Raw genomic sequence first — 17,955 nt, 5'->3', positions numbered from 1 at the left:
TATGTCGAGTACCGCACGAAGTAGGGCGCGAATCATACCAGAGCGCTAGGGTGATGCAAGCACAGGCGACCAGCGTAAAGCCCCCACCGATATGCGCTTACAGCCGGCGGCGGACAGCACGATCGTTTACCATCGCCGCTCATTGCCAAGGATCTTCGCGTGCCTTCTAGCATCCTCCGTCTGGCGCTGCCCTCGCCTTTGCGCCGCCTGTTCGATTATCTGCCACCTTTTGGCATCCCACGCACCGCCCTGCAACCGGGTATGCGCCTGCGCGTACCCTTCGGACGACGCGAAGTGGTCGGCATTCTGGTGGAGGTGACAGACCAGAGCGAGGTGCCGGCAGAGAAGCTCAAGCCAGCGCTGGAATTGCTCGATACCAAACCGCCCCTGCCCGCTCCACTGTTCAAGCTTTGCCTATGGACCGCCCAGTACTACCAGCACAGTCTCGGCGACACTCTGAGCTGGGCATTACCGGTTCTGTTGCGCCAGGGCGAACCCGCCGAGGCACGCCAGGAGCGCTACTGGCGCCTGGTGGACGGCGCCAGTCCCAGCGACCCACGGCTGGCCCGTGCGCCGAGACAGCGCGAAGCCCTGAAGACCATCGCCCAGCACGCTCATGGCTTGCCGCACGCGCTGCTCAGTAAACTGCAATTGAACAAGGACAGCCTCGACCTGCTGCTGGAAAAAGGCTTGGTGCGTGTCGAGTCTCGCCGCAGTAGCCCGCCCCGCGGCCACAGCGGCAGCTGGCTGCTGCAGGCCGAGCTCACATTAAACGCGCAGCAACGCGCAGCCTTCGAGGCAGTGAGTGCAGGCCTGGACGGCTTTCAAGCCTTCCTCCTGGCGGGGGTTACCGGAAGTGGCAAGACAGAGGTCTACCTGCAACTGATTCATCGCGTGCTGGAAGCAGGCAAGCAGGCGATGGTACTGATCCCGGAGATCAATCTGGGGCCGCAGACGCTGGCCCGCTTCGAGCAGCGCTTCAACGCGCGAATCGCTTTGCTGCATTCAAACATCAATGATCGCGAACGCCTTGATGCCTGGCTCGCTGCCCGCGACGGCGAGGCGGACATCATCATCGGCACCCGCTCGGCGTTGTTCACGCCAATGAAAAAACCCGGACTGATCATCATCGATGAGGAGCACGACGCCTCCTATAAACAGCAGGAAGGCCTGCGCTACCACGCCCGCGATCTGGCCCTGCTGCGCGCGCGCCAGGAGAACCTGCCGATAGTGCTCGGTTCGGCCACACCCTCATTGGAAAGCCTGCACAACGCACACAGCGGTCGCTACGCGCTGCTCAAGCTGACGCAACGGGCCGGCAATGCACAGTCGCCGCGCTTCCTACGCCTGGACGTAAAGAGCCGTCCGCTTGACGCCGGCATATCCGGCCCGCTGCAGCAGGTTATCGGACAGACGCTCGCGGCCGGGCAACAGGTACTGGTCTACCTCAACCGTCGTGGCTTCGCCCCTACCCTGCTCTGTCACGATTGCGGCTGGCTCAGCCAGTGTCCGCGCTGCGATGCGCGCATGACCTTACACCAACGGCACAACGAACTGCGCTGCCACCACTGCGGACATATTGAACGGCCGCCGCGCAACTGTCCGGACTGCGACAAGGTCGATCTACGTCCGGTGGGCGCCGGAACGGAACGCGCAGAGGAGCGCCTCGGCATTCTGTTTCCCGATTTTCCGGTACTGCGCATCGACCGCGACAGCACCTCGCGCAAGGGCGCGATGGAACAGATGATCAGCACCATCAATCGCGGCGAACCCTGCCTGCTGGTCGGCACGCAGATGCTTGCCAAGGGGCACCATTTTCCGCGGGTGACACTGGTGGCAATCCTCGATGCGGACGGCGGACTGTTCTCCGCTGACTTCCGCGCCAGCGAGCGAATGGCCCAGCTGATTGTTCAGGTCGCCGGACGCGCCGGACGTGCGGAGGAGCCAGGCAAGGTGATCATCCAGACGCACTTGGCCGACCACCCGCTGCTGGTGCAGCTGACAGAGCAGGGCTACTTCGCCTTTGCCGAACAGGCTCTGTCCGAACGCCGCGCAGCGGGCCTGCCACCGTTCAGCCACCTGGCGCTATTGCGCGCCGAAGCACAGAAGCCCGGACAGGCCGAGGCTTTCCTCGATGACGCCTGCGGCCTCGCCGAACAACTGCTTGAGCAACTGCAACTCAGCGGCATCGAGCTGCTCGGCCCGGTGCCCGCACCAATGGAACGCCGCGCTGGGCGCTATCGGGCGCAGCTGCTGCTGCAAGGTAATGCCCGTGCAACCCTGCACCGGCTGATGGGCGCCTGGGTGCCCATGCTCGAACAACTGCCTGGCAGTCGCGCCGTACGCTGGAGCCTGGATGTCGATCCGATCGATTTGTTCTGATCGACACGCACTGAAAATGCCGACTTTTCCGGTACTGCGCGCCACGCACCTTGAAGCCACACCCATCGCACCCCGATAATGCCGGGTTTTCGCGCACTCTTGCGGACTGAGCCGACCATGAAAGACAGCATTCGCCACCTGATCCAGCAAGCCGTTGTCCGCCTGACCGCCGAAGGTGTTCTGCCCGAAGGGCTGACCCCAGCGATCCAGGTGGAAAACACCAAGGACAAGAGTCACGGTGATTTCGCCAGCAATATCGCCATGATGCTGGCCAAACCGGCCGGAATGAAGCCTCGCGACCTCGCCGAGAAACTGATCGCCGCGCTGCCGCAAGACGCGCAGGTCAGCAAGGTCGAAATCGCCGGGCCAGGCTTCCTGAATTTCTTCCAAAACAGCGAAGCACTGGCTGAGCGCCTCGAAATCGCACTCGCCGATCCATTGCTTGCGGTGCGCAAGGCGACGGCCACACAGCGCGTGGTGATCGATCTGTCATCGCCGAACCTGGCGAAGGAAATGCACGTCGGCCACCTGCGCTCGACCATCATCGGTGACGCGGTAGGCCGCGTGCTCGAGCATCTGGGCGACGAGGTCATTCGGCAGAACCACGTCGGCGACTGGGGCACCCAGTTCGGTATGCTGCTGGCCTATCTCGAGGAAAAGCCAGCAGCCGCAGAAAGCGAGCTGTCCGACCTCGAACAGTTCTATCGCGCCGCCAAGCAACGCTTCGACGAGTCCGCCCAGTTCGCCGATCGCGCCCGCGAGCTGGTAGTGAAACTGCAGGCCGGCGACGCCCAGTGCCTGAGCCTTTGGACACGCTTCAACGACATCTCGCTGGCGCACTGCCAGAAGCTATACGACCGCCTCAACGTCAAGCTGACCCCGGCCGACGTCAAGGGTGAGAGCGCCTACAACGCCGACCTTGCGGATATCGTCGAGGCCCTGCGCAGTAAAGGCCTGCTCACCGAGGACAACGGCGCGCAGTGCGTCTTCCTCGACGAGTTCAAGAACGCCGAGGGCAATCCGCTGCCGGTGATCGTGCAGAAAGCCGGTGGCGGTTATCTCTATGCCACCACCGACCTTGCCGCCATGCGCTACCGTAGCCAGGTGCTGCATGCCGATCGCGTACTGTATTTCGTCGATCAGCGTCAGGCGCTTCACTTCCAGATGGCCTTCGAAGTGGCCCGCCGCGCCGGCTTCGTCCATGAAGGCATGCAACTGGAACATATGGGCTTCGGCACCATGAACGGTGCCGACGGCCGCCCGTTCAAGACCCGCGACGGCGGCACGGTGAAGTTGATCGACCTGCTCGACGAAGCCGAGCAGCGGGCATACACCCTGGTAAAAGACAAGAACCCGGACCTCGATGAAGTCGAGCTGCGCCAGATCGCCCGGGCAGTGGGCATCAGCGCCGTGAAGTACGCCGACCTGTCCAAGCACCGCACCAGCGACTATCGCTTCAACTTCGAGCTGATGCTTAGCTTCGAAGGTAACACTGCACCCTACCTGCTCTACGCCTACACCCGCGTCGCCAGCGTGTTCCGCAAGCTGGGCAAGCGCATCGAGGAGATCAGCGGGCACATCCAACTCGAAGCCGAGCAGGAACTCGCCCTGGCAGCCAAGCTTGCGCAGTTCGGCGAAGTGCTGAACAGCGTCGGTGAAAAAGGCGAACCGCACCTGCTGTGCGCTTACCTGTACGATCTGGCCGGCCTGTTCTCCAGCTTCTACGAGCACTGTCCGATTCTCAGCGCCGAACAGGAAGAGCAAAAGCAGAGTCGTCTGCGGTTGGCCGCCCTGACTGGCAAGACCCTCAAGCAGGGCCTGGAACTTCTTGGCCTGGAAACTCTGGAGCGCATGTAAGTGGCTGCAAGGAAGAAAGCCGCGCCCAAGCGGGGCGCCAGCCGCTATCAAGCACCCGCCAAGCAGGCTGTGCCAGGCTGGATTTGGCTGGTTTGCGGCCTGGTGATCGGCGGCTTCATCGTATTCCTGATGAGCCTCGAGCCAGGCGGCGAAGAGGTCAAACGCGCCAAGGAGGCGCCCAAGGCCGCGATCAAGGAGCAACCCAAGCGCACCCCAAGCACTGAGCAACCGCCGCGACCGAAGTACGACTTCTATACGCTGTTACCCGAATCCGAGGTAATCCTGCCGCCGGAAGCCAAGCAGCCAGAGCCCCCTGCCAAGCCGGTTACACCGGAGGAGGCGGCGAAGATCGACGAAGCTCGAGCGCAAGCCGCACTCAACGGCCAGGTACCGCCGCCACCGCCCACAGTGGCCAAGGCGCCAGTCACCCAGTTCTTCCTGCAGGCGGGCTCGTTCCGTCAGCAGGCTGAGGCCGACCGGGTACGCGCACAGATCATCCTGCTCGGCCAGGACGTGCGCGTAGAAAGCGTCAAGGTGCGCGATGAGCCGTGGTATCGCGTGCTGGTCGGACCGTTCAGCAGCCGCGATCAACTCAACGCTGCGCAAAAGACACTGGCCGCCAGCGGCTACAAAAACCTGCTGCTGCAGCAGCGACAGACGCGCTGAACGAAAAACGCCGGGCTTTCGGCCCGGCGTTTTTCTTCTGGCATCGCAGTGCGGATCAGGCCTCCCGCGGCGCGTAAGCAAACACATCCGCGCGCATCTGGTGCGGGTCCATCCCTGCCTCCACCAGCGCGTCCAGCGTGCCGTATACCATCGACGGCGAGCCGCTGGCATAAATATGCAGCGGTTTGAGATCGCTGAAATCCTCGCGAATCGCTTCATGCAGCATGCCGCAGCGACCTTCCCAACCACAGACATCGCTGACAACCCGATGCAGGTGCAGGTTGCCCATGCCCTGCCATTCATCCCAGTGTGGTAACTGGTAGAAATCTTCCGGACGACGCACGCCCCAATACAGATGTACAGGATGCGCAAAGCCCGCGGCGCGGCAGTATTCAATCAGGCTGTGCATCTGCGCCATGCCGGTGCCCGCCGCAACAAGCACCAGCGGGCCGTCCGGCAGCTCGGCCAGGTGCGTATCGCCGAATGGCATTTGAATCCGCGCAAAGCCCTGTCGCCGCAGGAATGCCAGCAGCTCGATAGCGGACTCCTCACGCGCGAGCACGTGCAACTCCAGCTCTCGACCACTACCGGGCGCTGAGGCGAGAGAAAAGGCCGACCACTCGCCATCCTCACGCTGCAGGAGCAGGTACTGACCAGCGTGATAGCGCGGTTGCCGGCCAGCAGGCAAGCGCAACCGCAGGCGCACCACGTCGCCACCAACCTCTTCGTAGCCACTCAGCTGGCAGCTCAGCTCGCGCACCGGCAGTTCGCCAGGCGCCAGCACGCCATCCCAGAGCAGCACGCAGTCTTCCAGTGGCTCGGCCAGGCAGGCCAGCAGCTCGCCGTGATCGCGCACTTCGCCAGCCTGTTGCACGCGACCCTCGACCAGCAGCGAGGCGCAGATGTGGCAGTTGCCGTTGCGGCAGCTCTGCGGGCATTCGTAGCCCAGGCGCCTGGCGGCATCGAGAAATCGTTCGCCGGGCCGTACATCGAGTACGGCACCGGATGGCTGCAAGGTTACTTTCATGTGCACGTCATTATCAGTGAACGGGATGACCCGCCAAGGCTTCGGGCGGGCTCGGGCCCACCTCTTCGGTACTTCAGTCGATACCCAGCTGTGACCAGAGTTCATCGACCCGCTGTTTCACAGCCGGATCCTGAACAATAGCCCGCCCCCACTCGCGGTTGGTCTCGCCTGGCCACTTGTGGGTGGCATCCAGGCCCATCTTTGAGCCCAGGCCGGAAACCGGCGAGGCAAAATCCAGGTAATCGATGGGCGTGTTGTCGATCATCACCGTGTCACGCTTGGGGTCCATGCGCGTGGTGATGGCCCAGATGACATCGTTCCAGTCGCGGGCGTTAATGTCATCGTCGGTGACGATGACGAACTTGGTGTACATGAACTGGCGCAGGAAACTCCAGACGCCGAGCATCACGCGCTTGGCATGGCCGGGGTACTGCTTCTTGATCGTCACCACCGCCATGCGGTAGGAGCAGCCTTCGGGCGGCAGGTAGAAGTCGACGATCTCCGGAAACTGCTTCTGCAGAATCGGTACGAACACTTCGTTCAGCGCCACCCCGAGAATCGCCGGCTCATCCGGCGGACGCCCGGTATAGGTGCTGTGGTAGATCGGGTTCTTGCGGTGGGTGATGCGCTCAACGGTGAATACCGGGAAACGATCCACCTCGTTGTAATAGCCGGTGTGATCACCATACGGCCCCTCGTCAGCCATCTCGCCTGGGTAAATATGCCCTTCGAGGACGATTTCCGCATACGCCGGCACCTGCAGCTCAGAGCCGATCGCCTTGACCAGCTCGGTGCGCGAGCCGCGCAGCAGGCCGGCGAAGGCATATTCGGACAGCGTATCGGGCACAGGCGTGACCGCACCGAGAATGGTCGCCGGGTCAGCGCCCAGCGCCACCGCTACCGGGTAAGGACGATCAGGATATTTCTCGCACCACTCGCGAAAATCCAGCGCACCACCACGATGACTGAGCCAGCGCATGATGACCTTGTTGCGGTCGATCACCTGCTGACGGTAGATGCCGAGGTTTTGCCGCTCCTTGTTCGGTCCCTTGGTGATGGTCAGGCCCCAGGTAATCAGCGGCGCCGCGTCGCCCGGCCAGCAGTGCTGCACTGGAATCGTCGCCAGATCGACATCGTCACCCTCGACGATTACCTCCTGACAGGGCGCGTCCTTGAGCACCTTGGGTGCCATGCTGATGACCTTCTTGTAGATCGGCAGCTTGCTCCAGGCGTCCTTCAGACCCTTGGGTGGCTCCGGCTCCTTAAGGAACGCCAGCAGCTTGCCGATCTCGCGCAGTTCGGAGACATCCTCGGCGCCCATGCCCAGAGCGACCCGTTGAGGCGTGCCGAACAGATTGCCGAGCACCGGCATGTCGAAGCCGGTCGGATTCTCGAAAAGTAGCGCCGGGCCTTGCCTACGCAAGGTGCGGTCGCAGATCTCGGTCATTTCCAAAACGGGGGAGACGGCAGCCGTGACGCGCTTGAGCTCACCGCGTTTTTCCAGGCCGCTGATAAAGTCGCGCAAATCGCGATACTGCATGCTTGAGCCTCGCATGGGCCGGCAGGGTCGGGGCGCAAAGTTTAGCGCCCGTGCCGGGTTTTCCAAAACCTGCAGACAGACAAAGGCCGGGTTTCCCCGGCCTTTTACTTAACGACGAGTCGCTTACTTGCGCTTCATGGACATGAAGAATTCGTCGTTGGTCTTTGTGTCCTTGAGCTTGTCGAGCAGGAACTCGATGGCAGCGCTTTCATCCATCGGATGAAGCAGCTTGCGCAGAATCCAGATGCGCTGCAGCTCTTCTTCGCTGGTCAGCAACTCCTCGCGGCGAGTGCCCGAGCGGTTGATGTTGATCGCAGGGAAAACGCGCTTCTCGGCAATTCGACGATCGAGCTGAAGCTCGAGGTTGCCGGTGCCCTTGAATTCCTCGTAGATCACCTCGTCCATCTTCGAGCCCGTTTCCACCAGCGCAGTCGCGATGATGGTCAGGCTACCGCCCTCCTCGATGTTACGCGCAGCACCGAAGAAACGTTTCGGCTTCTCGAGAGCGTGAGCATCGACACCACCGGTGAGAACCTTGCCTGAGCTCGGAATCACGGTGTTGTAGGCACGTGCCAGACGGGTGATGGAATCGAGCAGAATGACCACGTCCTTCTTGTGCTCGACCAGACGCTTGGCCTTCTCGATCACCATTTCGGCGACCTGCACGTGGCGGGTCGGCGGCTCATCAAAGGTCGAGGCCACCACTTCGCCGCGCACAGTGCGCTGCATCTCGGTCACTTCCTCCGGGCGCTCGTCGATCAACAGAACGATGAGGTGGCACTCGGGATTGTTACGCGTGATGTTGCTGGCGATGTTCTGCAGCATGATCGTCTTGCCCGCTTTCGGCGGTGCGACGATCAGCCCGCGCTGGCCTTTGCCGATCGGTGCACAGAGATCGATCACGCGGCCAGTGAGGTCTTCTGTGGAGCCGTTACCGGCCTCCATCTTCAGACGCTGGTTGGCGAACAGTGGCGTCAGGTTCTCGAAAAGGATCTTGTTCTTCGCATTCTCCGGTCGATCGTAGTTGATCGAATCGACCTTGAGCAGGGCGAAGTAGCGCTCGCCTTCCTTGGGAGGACGGATCTTGCCGATGATGGTGTCACCGGTGCGCAGGTTGAAGCGGCGAATCTGGCTTGGCGAGACATAGATGTCGTCCGGACCGGCCAGATAGGAAGAATCCGCGGAGCGCAGGAAGCCGAAGCCGTCCTGGAGAATCTCCAGCACGCCATCACCGGAGATTTCCTCGCCGCTTTTAGCGTGCTTCTTGAGCAGGGAGAAAATCACGTCCTGCTTGCGCGAACGGGCCATGTTGTCGATGCCCATCTGTTCGGCCATTTCCAGCAGTTCGGTGATGGGCTTTTGCTTGAGTTCGGTCAGATTCATAGAAAGAGTCAGGAAGGATGTAGAAAGCGATTAGCTTGAGAAGCCGCGCAGCAAGAGACGAACGAGTTCGTTGTGCTTTATGAGGCTGAAGTGCGTCGGCGACGGCATGCAGAGGGCGACGCAAGAAAGCGTCGCGAGGCCGAATTTAGCACCGCACAGGCGAAGCGTCCACCCTGCCGATAAAAAAAGCCCCCGCATCTGCGAGGGCTTTAGAAGGGAACTTCCGCGGACTCAGATATTGCTGTCGAGGAAAGCAGCCAGCTGCGACTTGGACAGCGCGCCCACCTTGGTCGCTTCGACATTGCCGTTCTTGAACAGCATCAGCGTCGGAATACCACGCACGCCATACTTCGGCGGGGTTTCCTGATTCTCGTCGATGTTCAGCTTGCAAACCTTCAGGCGGCCTTCGTAGTCCTTGGCGATCTCGTCGAGAACCGGCGCGATCATCTTGCAGGGGCCACACCATTCAGCCCAGTAGTCGACCAGCACGGGACCGTCGGCCTGGAGGACGTCCTGCTCGAAACTGCTGTCGCTGACATTGTTGATGTATTCGCTCATGGATTTTCTCCAGGGTCGGAACGGAAAGGTCGCCATCATAGCCCTACTGGGAGCGGACCGAAAGCCGCAGACCCAAGTGCACGTGACGAGCACGCCTGACGTGCAGCCTGGTGCGGCGACGACTGCGTTGGCGGATGGGATCGATCATGTCAGGATGTCGGGGTTTTGCATCGAGACCGCCCAATGCGCCAGACCACCGCTGAGACCTTCCCCATGATCGCCGCCCTGGATCTGGGCTCGAACAGTTTCCACATGGTGCTCGCCCGCACCAGCAACGGCGAAATGCGCATCCTCGAACGACTTGGCGAGAAGGTCCAGCTGGCCGCCGGCATCGACGACAATCGCCTGCTCGACGAAGCTGCCATGCAACGCGGGCTCGAATGCCTGCGACGCTTCGCCCAGCTGGTCAATCACCTGCCGCAGGGAGCCGTACGCATCGTCGGCACCAATGCCCTGCGCGAAGCGCGCAATCGCGCCACATTCATCCGTCGCGCCGAAGAGATCATCAACCATCAGGTTGAGGTCATTTCCGGCCGCGAAGAAGCACGCCTGATCTATCTCGGTGTATCGCACACCATTCCGGGCACCCCGGGTCGCCGCCTGGTGGCCGATATCGGCGGGGGCAGCACCGAGTTCATCATTGGCGAGGGCTTCGAATCGCAGCTGCGCGAAAGCCTGCAAATGGGCTGTGTGAGCTACACCCAGCGTTTCTTCCGCGACGGCAAGATCACTCCGGCCCGCTACGCCCAGGCCTACACCGCGGCACGGGTCGAGCTGATGGGCATCGAACACGGCCTGCGCCGGCTTGGCTGGCAGGAATCGATCGGCGCATCAGGCACCATCCGCGCTGTCGGGCTAGCCATCAAAAGCGGCGGCTTCGGTAACGGCGAGGTCAATACTGAAGGTTTGGGTTGGCTCAAGCGCAAGCTGTTCAAGCTCGGCGATGTTGAGAAGATCGACATCGATGGGATTAAGCCGGATCGCCGTGGGGTATTCCCTGCTGGCCTGGCGATTCTCGAAGCGATCTTTGATGCGCTCGAACTCAGTAGCATGACTCATTCCGAAGGCGCCCTGCGCGAAGGCGTGCTGTATGACCTGCTCGGCCGTCACCATGACGAAGACATTCGCGACCGTTCGCTGAGCTTCCTCATGGAGCGCTACCATGTCGACATGGAGCAGGCCGCACGAGTCGAAGCCAAGGCACTGGAAGCATTCGATCAGGTGGCAGAGGCCTGGAATCTTGATCAGGACTGGCATCGCGAACTGCTCGCCTGGGCCGCCCGCGTGCATGAGGTAGGTCTTGATATCGCCCACTACCATTACCACAAGCACGGGGCCTACCTGATCGAGCACTCCGATCTACCCGGCTTTTCCCGCCAGGATCAACTGGTATTGGCGCTGCTGGTACGCGGCCATCGGCGCAACATCCCCCAGGACAAGTTTGGTGAAATTGGCCCCGACGCCGACGCACTGGTGCGACTGTGCATCCTGCTGCGCTTCGCCATCCTTTTCCATCACATCCGCGGCGCGAATGCCGTTTCCGAGGTGCAGCTGAAGGCAACTGAGCGCAGCCTGGAGTTGATCTTCCCTAACGGCTGGCTCGCTGCCAACCCGCTGACCCGCGCCGACTTCGAAGCCGAGGCCGCCTGGCTGACACGGGTTGGTTACGAACTGCGGATGAAATAGAGGGCTGGACCAGAAGGCTTAGCCCAGCGCGTCGGGGGAGCACTTTCGAGCCTGCCGACACGGCCAGGCTAAGCCCCCCCTCTCCAAGGCCGGAATTCAGCGCACCGCTATCTGCTGACCGGTGAGGCGCTCCAGCAGCGAGCTCTGCACGTTGCGCGCATTCTGGTTACCGGTGGGGCTGATGCGCAGATAGCTGCCATCAGGTTGCAGAACCCAGCTCTGCGTGTTGTCGCTGAGGAAGCCTTCCAGCTCCTTCTTCACCCGCATGACCAGCTTCTTGCCTTCCACCGGGAAACAGGTCTCCACCCGACGATCAAGATTGCGCTCCATCCAGTCGGCGCTGGAGAGATAGAGTTTCTCGTCCCCGTCGTTCTGGAAATAGAACACCCGGCTGTGCTCAAGAAAACGACCGATGATCGAACGCACATGAATATTGTGCGAGACCCCGGCGATGCCCGGGCGCAGGCAGCACATGCCGCGCACGATGAGATCGACGCGCACGCCGGTCTGGCTGGCCTTGTACAGCGCCTTGATCATCTTCGGATCGGTCAGCGCGTTGATCTTCAGGATGATGTGCGCAGGCTTACCCTCGGCGGCGTGCTGCGTCTCCAGCGCGATCAGGTCGAGCAGCGTTTTCTTCAGCGTGAATGGCGCATGCAGCAGCTTCTTCATGCGCATGGTCTTGCCCATGCCGATCAGCTGGCTGAACAGCTTCGACACATCTTCGCACAGCGCATCGTCGGAGGTGAGCATGCTGTAGTCGGTATACAGGCGCGCATTGCCGGCGTGATAGTTGCCCGTGCCCAGATGCGCATAGCGCCGCAGCTCGCCGTTCTCGCGGCGCAGGATGAGCATCATCTTGGCGTGGGTCTTGTAGCCCACCACGCCGTAGATGACCACCGCGCCGGCCTGTTGCAGGCGGCTCGCCAGCTGCAGGTTGGACTCCTCGTCGAAACGTGCGCGCAGCTCGATGACCGCGGTGACTTCCTTACCATTGCGCGCTGCTTCCACCAGAGCATCGACGATTTCCGAGTTGGCGCCCGAGCGATACAGCGTCTGCTTGACCGCCAGCACGCAGGGATCCTTCGCCGCCTCACGCAACAGGTCGACCACCGGCGTGAAGGACTCGAAGGGGTGCAGCAGCAGGATGTCCTGCTTGGCGACGACGCTGAAGATGTTCTGGCTGTTCTGCAGCAGCTTCGGGATCGCCGGGGTGAAGGGCGCGTACTGCAGCTCCGGATGGCTGTCCAGGCTGGTGACGCTGAACAGCCGCGTGAGATTGACCGGGCCGTTGACGCGGTACAGCTCGCTCTCGCTCAGGCCGAACTGCTTGAGCAGGAAGTCGGCCAGGTGCTGCGGGCAGGTATCGGCCACCTCCAGGCGCACCGCATCGCCATAGCGCCGGGAAATCAGCTCGCCCCGCAGCGCCCGCGCCAGGTCCTCGACATCCTCGGTATCCACCGAAAGGTCGGCGTTGCGCGTCAGGCGGAACTGATAGCAACCCTTGACCCGCATGCCGTGGAACAGATCATCGGCGTGGGCATGGATCATCGACGAGAGGAAAACGAAGTTGTCGCCCTCGCCGCCCACCGCTTCCGGCACGCGGATCACCCGCGGCAGCAGGCGCGGCGCCGGAATGATGGCCAGCCCCGAATCGCGGCCGAAGGCATCGATGCCTTCCAGCTCGACGATGAAGTTGAGGCTCTTGTTGACCAGCAGTGGGAACGGATGCGTCGGATCGAGGCCGATCGGGGTGATGATCGGCGCGATCTCGTCACGGAAGTAGCGACGCACCCAGGTCTTGAGCTTGACCGTCCAGTTGCGACGGCGAATGAAGCGGATCTTGTGCTTGGTCAGCTCAGGCAGCAGCACCTCATTGAGGATCGCGTACTGCCGGTCCACCTGCTCGTGCACCAGCTCGGAAATCCGTGCCAGCGCCTGATGCGGCTGCAGGCCGTCGGCACCCGCCTGCTCGCGGGCGAAGGTAACCTGCTTCTTCAGGCCGGCGACACGGATCTCGAAGAACTCATCGAGGTTGCTGGAGAAGATCAGTAGGAACTTCAGCCGCTCCAGCAGCGGATAGGACTCATCCAGCGCCTGCTCGAGCACGCGGACGTTGAACTGAAGCTGCGAAAGCTCGCGATGGATGTACAGCGCACTGTCGTCCAGGTTGGTCACCAGCGCGACCGGCGTCTCCTCGACGACTTCCAGTGGCGCAGACACCACCTCGGGCAACGTCTGTTCCAGCACCTCGCCGACCACGGCGTCCTGCAGATCCTTTTCGCTGAGTCCCTGGTTGATCATCGCTTTGCCTCGAAAGGGCTCACTGGCCCCGTTTTAATTGATGTGCCGCCTGTTTGGCGAAGTAAGTCAGGATGCCATCGGCCCCGGCACGCTTGAAGCCGACCAAAGACTCAAGGATGACGGCCTCGCTCAGCCAGCCATTCTGGATGGCGGCCATGTGCATGGCGTACTCGCCGCTGACCTGATAGACGAAGGTCGGCGCCTTGAAGGCATCTTTGACGCGCCAGACGATGTCCAGGTAAGGAAGACCGGGCTTGACCATCACCATGTCCGCACCTTCGGCCAGATCGGCGCCCACTTCGTGCAGCGCCTCGTCACCATTGGCCGGGTCCATCTGATAAGTGTTCTTGTTGCTCTTGCCTAAGTTGGCCGCCGAGCCGACTGCATCGCGGAACGGGCCGTAATACGCACTCGCGTACTTCGCCGAGTAGGCCATGATGCGCACATTGTGATGCTCGGCCACTTCCAGCGCCTCGCGGATAGCCTGGATACGGCCATCCATCATGTCGGATGGTGCAACTACCTGAGCGCCTGCCTCAGCGTGGGAGAGCGCCTGCCGGACCAGCGCATCGACAGTCACGTCGTTCTGCACGTAACCGTTATCGTCGAGGATGCCGTCCTGACCGTGAGTGGTGAAGGGGTCGAGCGCGACGTCGGTGATGATCCCAAGCTCCGGGAAACGCGCGCGCAGGGCGCGGGTGGCGCGCTGGGCGATGCCATCGGGATTCCAGGCCTCGGCCGCGTCTAGAGATTTCTTCTCCAGCGGCGTCACCGGGAACAGCGCCAGCGCCGGAATGCCCAGCGCCACCAGTTCCTCGGCCTCCTCGAGCAACAGGTCGATGGACAGGCGCTCCACCCCCGGCATCGAAGGCACAGGCTCACGACGATTTTCGCCATCAAGCACGAACACCGGCAGGATCAGGTCATCGACCGTGAGGACGTTCTCACGCACCAGGCGGCGGGAGAAATCATCACGGCGGTTGCGACGCAAACGAGTAGCGGGAAACAGCCGGCTGGCAGGAACGAAACTCACGACGGACTCCTGGCCCGCAGTACGGGCGAATATGACGTTTATAGGCCCGGCATATGACGAAATGATGACAGCACCATTTTCTGCCGAGCCTCCGAAACAGTCCCATTGTCGCCACCCCCGCCGGCAACTGCCAGTGCTTTGATCAAGCGCAAACCGGCATGCCAGACCTATGGCAATGAACACCGGCGTATCAGGCGAATCCAAAGGAACATGCGGGGCTTACCTGGAACCGTCTCAGGTATTAGCATCGAACGCATCCGCCGTGCCCTCCGCAGGGCCGTTGAACTAAACCAGGAGTACCGCTATGAACAAGAAAGTCGCCGTGATTCTTTCCGGCTGTGGCGTCTACGACGGCTCGGAGATCTACGAAAGCGTCATTACCCTATTGCGCCTGGATCAGCGCGGCGCAAAGGTGCAGTGCTTCGCGCCCAACATCGCGCAGATGCACGTGATCAACCACCTGACCGGGGACGAGATGCCTGAGTCTCGCAATGTGCTGACCGAGTCGGCCCGCCTGGCTCGCGGCGAGATCAAGGACCTGCGCGAAGCCCGCGCCGAGGATTTCGATGCATTGATCATCCCTGGCGGCTTCGGGGCCGCGAAGAACCTGTCGACCTTTGCCACCGAAGGCGTGGCCAGCAAGGCATTGCCCGAAGTCATTGCATTGGCCCAGGCCTTCGTCGAAGCACGCAAGCCGATCGGGATGATGTGCATCGCACCGACCATGGCAGCACAGATTTTCGGTGCCGGCGTGGTCTGCACGCTGGGCAGCGATGACGCCGACGCAGCCAAGGCGGTTGGCGAGATGGGCGCCGAACACCAGGCCTGTGAAGTGACCGAGATCGTCGTAGACGATAAGCACCGGCTGGTTACCACGCCCGCGTACATGTTGGCGCAGTCCATCAGCGAAGCCGCTTCGGGCATCTACAAGCTGGTCGACCGCGTTCTGGAAATGACTAACGAAGACTGATTCACGCAGCCATGAAAATCCCGGGACCGCCCGGGATTTTTTTTGCGCGAAAATCGCCAAAGCCGCGGGTGCTCTTGCCGCTGCTCTGTTCAGCTCGTAGAACATCGGGCAGCTTGGTCGTACACCCACGGGATGACAGAACATGAATCACGACGATGCACTGCTCGCTGAGCAGGCCCAGGCGGTACGCCAGATGTTCGAGCGCATACCGTTCAACCAGGCACTAGGCATAGAGCTCGATGAGATATCGACGTCACGGGTGGTCATGCATTTACCCATGAAGGCGGAGCTGGTGGGCAATTTCGTCCATGGCATCCTGCATGGCGGGGTGATCGCCTCGCTGCTGGATGTCGCAGGAGGCGCAATGGCAATGCTCGGCGCCTTCGACAAGCATCGCCACCTGACGACCCAGGAGCGTGCCGCACGGCTTTCCCGACTGGGTACCATCGACCTGCGCATCGACTATTTGCGCCCAGGCCGCGGCACCCGTTTCAGTGCCAGCGCGGAGCTGCTGCGCTCGGGCAACAAGGTTGCGGTTGTGCGCTCGGAGCTGCACAACGAGCTGGGCACCCTGATTGCCGTAGGTACCGGCACGTATCTTTGCGGTTGAACGCCAGACTGACGCAGCTCAGCGAGCTCTCGATAGCTGCGTCAACAAGCGGTCCAAGGCATTGGCGAACGCCTGCCGGTCGCGTTCGCCATAGGCTGCCTGACCGCCGCCCATCTGGCCCTGATCACGCAGGTCGGTGAACAGGTTGCGCACCGCCAACCGCTCACCCATGTTGCGCTCGTCGAACTCGCGCCCACGCGGATCGAGCGCCGCCACGCCCTTCTTCACCAGGCGATCGGCCAGCGGCACATCACTGCAGATCACCAAGTCGCCAGGAATAGCGTGCTCGACCAGGTAGTCATCGGCCGCATCCGGCCCGCTCGGCACCACGATCAACCGGACACAGGCGAATGCCGGCTTCACCTGACTCTGCCCGGCGACCAGCAGCACCTCGAACCGGCGCTTTAGCGCGAACTTGATCACTTGATCCTTGGCCGCGCGCGGACAGGCGTCGGCATCAATCCAGACGCGCGTCGTGCGCTGCTCGCTCATGCGACTGCACGCCGTACGGTGGCCAGTAGCGCCGCCGCACCGGCAAACGCCGCGGCGAAACTACGATTGACCAGGCGCTGCTGGCGCGGCGTACGCAGCAGGCGCAGCACCTTCGCCGCGAGGCCGGTGTAGCCAGCCATGACGATCAGATCGACCACCACCATGGTCGCGGCCATCTCGCTGTACTGCAGCAACAACGGCCGTTGCGGATCGAGAAACTGCGGCAGTACAGCAAGTATGAAGACGATTGCCTTCGGATTGCTGGCGTTGACTACAAAACCGCGCAACACAAGGCTCAGCGGCCTGCCAATGGGGCGCGGCGCAGACGAATCGTCCATGGCCTCTGGTTGCGCCTGCCACTGTTTCCACGCCAGCCACAGCAGATATCCGACACCGAACCACTTGATCAAGCCGAACGCCAGCTCGGAAGTTGCCAGTACCGCACCTACGCCCGCCGCAACCACGGCGATCTGCAGCACTAGCGCCAGCTGCAGGCCGATGGCATTCCAGTAGCCACGCCAGAAACCGTACTGCAGGCCGCAGGACATCGACGCGATGGCGCCGGCCCCCGGCGACAGGCTGATCACCCAACAGGCAACGAAGAACGCAAGCCAGGTTTCCAGGGACATGCCGATTACCTCCATTCAACGAGCGCCGGCCGTCCGGCCGGCGCTTCAATTCAGTCCGGCAAGCCCTTGCCCAGCTTCACCGGTTCCTTGAGCTTGCGCTTCATGGCCTTGCGCATGCGAATGTTCAACGCCTCGACGCCCAGCGAGAATGCCATCGCGAAGTAAATGTAGCCCTTGGGTACATGCACATCGAAGGCCTCGGCGATAAGCAGCGTACCGACCACGATAAGGAATGACAGCGCGAGGATTTTCAGCGTTGGATGCTTGTCGATGAAGTCGCTGATGGTGCCGGCGGCCAGCATCATCACCAGCACCGCGATGACGATCGCCGCGACCATCACCGGGACGTTCTGCACCAGGCCGACCGCAGTGATTACCGAGTCGAGCGAGAAGATGATGTCGATCACTGCAATCTGCAGAATGATGCCCATAAAGCCGGCCTTCACCGCCCCGCTGCCAGCCGTGCCCTGCTCTTCCTCGCCTTCGACGCTGTGCCAGATCTCCAGGGTGCTCTTGAACAAGAGAAACAGACCGCCGAAGAACAGGATCAGGTCGCGCCCCGAGACACCTTCACCTAAGACGGTGAACAGGTTGTTGGTCAACCGCATCACCCAGGCAATGGACAGCAGTAAGAGGATGCGCGTGCCCATGGCCAACGCCAGACCGAAGAAACGCGCTTGCGGCTGCTGTTCCTTGGGCAACCGGCTGACCAAGATCGAGATGAAAATGATGTTGTCGATGCCGAGGACGATTTCCAGGGCGGTCAGGGTCAGAAAAGCGACCCAGATTTCCGGGTTGCTGAGCCATTCCATGATGGT

General features: G+C 61.9%; 14 protein-coding genes and 1 pseudogene. 6 read left to right on the top strand and 9 right to left on the bottom strand.

Annotated elements, in window-relative coordinates:
• Positions 1 to 159: 159 nt before the first annotated feature.
• From AAEZ08_RS11275 to AAEZ08_RS11265, 3 genes are all read left to right on the top strand, one after another.
• On the top strand, positions 160 to 2,382 hold the full coding sequence (locus AAEZ08_RS11275; protein ID WP_500124289.1) for a primosomal protein N': 2,223 nt from the start codon (positions 160 to 162) through the stop codon (positions 2,380 to 2,382).
• A gap of 117 nt (positions 2,383 to 2,499) precedes the next feature.
• On the top strand, positions 2,500 to 4,239 hold the full coding sequence (argS, locus tag AAEZ08_RS11270; protein WP_500124288.1) for an arginine--tRNA ligase: 1,740 nt from the start codon (positions 2,500 to 2,502) through the stop codon (positions 4,237 to 4,239).
• On the top strand, positions 4,240 to 4,905 hold the full coding sequence (locus AAEZ08_RS11265) for an SPOR domain-containing protein (RefSeq protein ID WP_102820700.1): 666 nt from the start codon (positions 4,240 to 4,242) through the stop codon (positions 4,903 to 4,905).
• 55 nt (positions 4,906 to 4,960) lie between these two features.
• Here AAEZ08_RS11265 and AAEZ08_RS11260 read toward each other — a convergent pair whose 3' ends face one another.
• The 4 genes from AAEZ08_RS11260 to trxA form a co-directional block, all read right to left on the bottom strand.
• On the bottom strand, positions 4,961 to 5,932 hold the full coding sequence (locus AAEZ08_RS11260; RefSeq protein WP_003283467.1) for a CDP-6-deoxy-delta-3,4-glucoseen reductase: 972 nt from the start codon (positions 5,930 to 5,932) through the stop codon (positions 4,961 to 4,963).
• 73 nt (positions 5,933 to 6,005) lie between these two features.
• On the bottom strand, positions 6,006 to 7,472 hold the full coding sequence (gene ubiD / locus AAEZ08_RS11255; protein ID WP_500124286.1) for a 4-hydroxy-3-polyprenylbenzoate decarboxylase: 1,467 nt from the start codon (positions 7,470 to 7,472) through the stop codon (positions 6,006 to 6,008).
• A 123-nt stretch (positions 7,473 to 7,595) separates the two neighbouring features.
• Positions 7,596 to 8,855: a transcription termination factor Rho gene (gene rho / locus AAEZ08_RS11250; protein WP_058063663.1), complete on the bottom strand. Its 1,260-nt coding sequence runs from the start codon at positions 8,853 to 8,855 to the stop codon at positions 7,596 to 7,598.
• 231 nt (positions 8,856 to 9,086) lie between these two features.
• Entirely contained in the window at positions 9,087 to 9,413 is a 327-nt protein-coding gene (gene trxA, locus AAEZ08_RS11245; RefSeq protein WP_003283463.1) for a thioredoxin TrxA, read from the bottom strand.
• Between the two features lie 183 nt (positions 9,414 to 9,596).
• Between trxA and ppx the strand changes: the two genes are divergently transcribed.
• Positions 9,597 to 11,099, top strand: a complete 1,503-nt coding sequence (ppx, locus tag AAEZ08_RS11240; RefSeq protein WP_058063662.1) for an exopolyphosphatase — start codon at positions 9,597 to 9,599, stop codon at positions 11,097 to 11,099.
• A 96-nt stretch (positions 11,100 to 11,195) separates the two neighbouring features.
• On the opposite strand, the gene ppk1 is transcribed toward ppx, so the two are convergent.
• Positions 11,196 to 13,403, bottom strand: a complete 2,208-nt coding sequence (ppk1, locus tag AAEZ08_RS11235; protein WP_500124285.1) for a polyphosphate kinase 1 — start codon at positions 13,401 to 13,403, stop codon at positions 11,196 to 11,198.
• 19 nt (positions 13,404 to 13,422) lie between these two features.
• The gene (hemB, locus tag AAEZ08_RS11230; protein WP_102820698.1) at positions 13,423 to 14,436 is read right to left on the bottom strand and encodes a porphobilinogen synthase; all 1,014 of its coding nucleotides are present in this window, start codon (positions 14,434 to 14,436) and stop codon (positions 13,423 to 13,425) included.
• Between the two features lie 304 nt (positions 14,437 to 14,740).
• On the opposite strand from hemB, the gene elbB reads away from it, so the two are divergent.
• Both elbB and AAEZ08_RS11220 read left to right on the top strand, forming a co-directional pair.
• Positions 14,741 to 15,406 carry an isoprenoid biosynthesis glyoxalase ElbB gene (gene elbB / locus AAEZ08_RS11225; protein WP_003283456.1) on the top strand — a complete coding sequence of 222 codons (666 nt, stop codon included), beginning with the start codon at positions 14,741 to 14,743 and terminating at the stop codon, positions 15,404 to 15,406.
• 142 nt (positions 15,407 to 15,548) lie between these two features.
• Positions 15,549 to 16,016 carry a thioesterase family protein gene (locus AAEZ08_RS11220; protein ID WP_058063659.1) on the top strand — a complete coding sequence of 156 codons (468 nt, stop codon included), beginning with the start codon at positions 15,549 to 15,551 and terminating at the stop codon, positions 16,014 to 16,016.
• Here AAEZ08_RS11220 and AAEZ08_RS11215 read toward each other — a convergent pair.
• From AAEZ08_RS11215 to AAEZ08_RS11205, 3 genes and pseudogenes are all read right to left on the bottom strand, one after another.
• A pseudogene (locus tag AAEZ08_RS11215) lies at positions 16,004 to 16,508 on the bottom strand (YaiI/YqxD family protein); the annotation flags it as partial. The gene AAEZ08_RS11220 and the pseudogene AAEZ08_RS11215 overlap by 13 nt on opposite strands.
• Complete coding sequence (locus tag AAEZ08_RS11210; RefSeq protein WP_003283453.1) at positions 16,505 to 17,137, bottom strand: LysE family translocator; 633 nt, start codon at positions 17,135 to 17,137, stop codon at positions 16,505 to 16,507. The gene AAEZ08_RS11210 and the pseudogene AAEZ08_RS11215, both read right to left, overlap by 4 nt.
• Before the next feature lie 50 nt (positions 17,138 to 17,187).
• Positions 17,188 to 17,949, bottom strand: coding sequence for a TerC family protein (locus AAEZ08_RS11205; protein WP_003283450.1), 762 nt, complete (start codon positions 17,947 to 17,949; stop codon positions 17,188 to 17,190).
• Positions 17,950 to 17,955: the final 6 nt, after the last annotated feature.

The sequence above is a fragment of the Pseudomonas sp. E45-MNA-CIBAN-0222 genome, assembly GCF_040310405.1.
GTDB classification, from domain to species: domain Bacteria; phylum Pseudomonadota; class Gammaproteobacteria; order Pseudomonadales; family Pseudomonadaceae; genus Stutzerimonas; species Stutzerimonas stutzeri_AC.
Note: the sequence above shows the minus strand (reverse complement) of the source record. Positions and strands in the feature narration are given on the sequence as shown.

Coding starts and splice junctions, on each gene's coding strand:
- argS (WP_500124288.1), top strand. CDS start 2,500: ATGAAAGACAGCATTCGCCACCTGATCCAGCAAGCCGTTGTCCGCCTG.
- AAEZ08_RS11260 (WP_003283467.1), bottom strand. CDS start 5,932: ATGAAAGTAACCTTGCAGCCATCCGGTGCCGTACTCGATGTACGGCCC.
- ubiD (WP_500124286.1), bottom strand. CDS start 7,472: ATGCAGTATCGCGATTTGCGCGACTTTATCAGCGGCCTGGAAAAACGC.
- rho (WP_058063663.1), bottom strand. CDS start 8,855: ATGAATCTGACCGAACTCAAGCAAAAGCCCATCACCGAACTGCTGGAA.
- trxA (WP_003283463.1), bottom strand. CDS start 9,413: ATGAGCGAATACATCAACAATGTCAGCGACAGCAGTTTCGAGCAGGAC.
- ppx (WP_058063662.1), top strand. CDS start 9,597: ATGCGCCAGACCACCGCTGAGACCTTCCCCATGATCGCCGCCCTGGAT.
- ppk1 (WP_500124285.1), bottom strand. CDS start 13,403: ATGATCAACCAGGGACTCAGCGAAAAGGATCTGCAGGACGCCGTGGTC.
- elbB (WP_003283456.1), top strand. CDS start 14,741: ATGAACAAGAAAGTCGCCGTGATTCTTTCCGGCTGTGGCGTCTACGAC.
- AAEZ08_RS11220 (WP_058063659.1), top strand. CDS start 15,549: ATGAATCACGACGATGCACTGCTCGCTGAGCAGGCCCAGGCGGTACGC.
- AAEZ08_RS11210 (WP_003283453.1), bottom strand. CDS start 17,137: ATGTCCCTGGAAACCTGGCTTGCGTTCTTCGTTGCCTGTTGGGTGATC.
- AAEZ08_RS11205 (WP_003283450.1), bottom strand. CDS start 17,949: ATGGAATGGCTCAGCAACCCGGAAATCTGGGTCGCTTTTCTGACCCTG.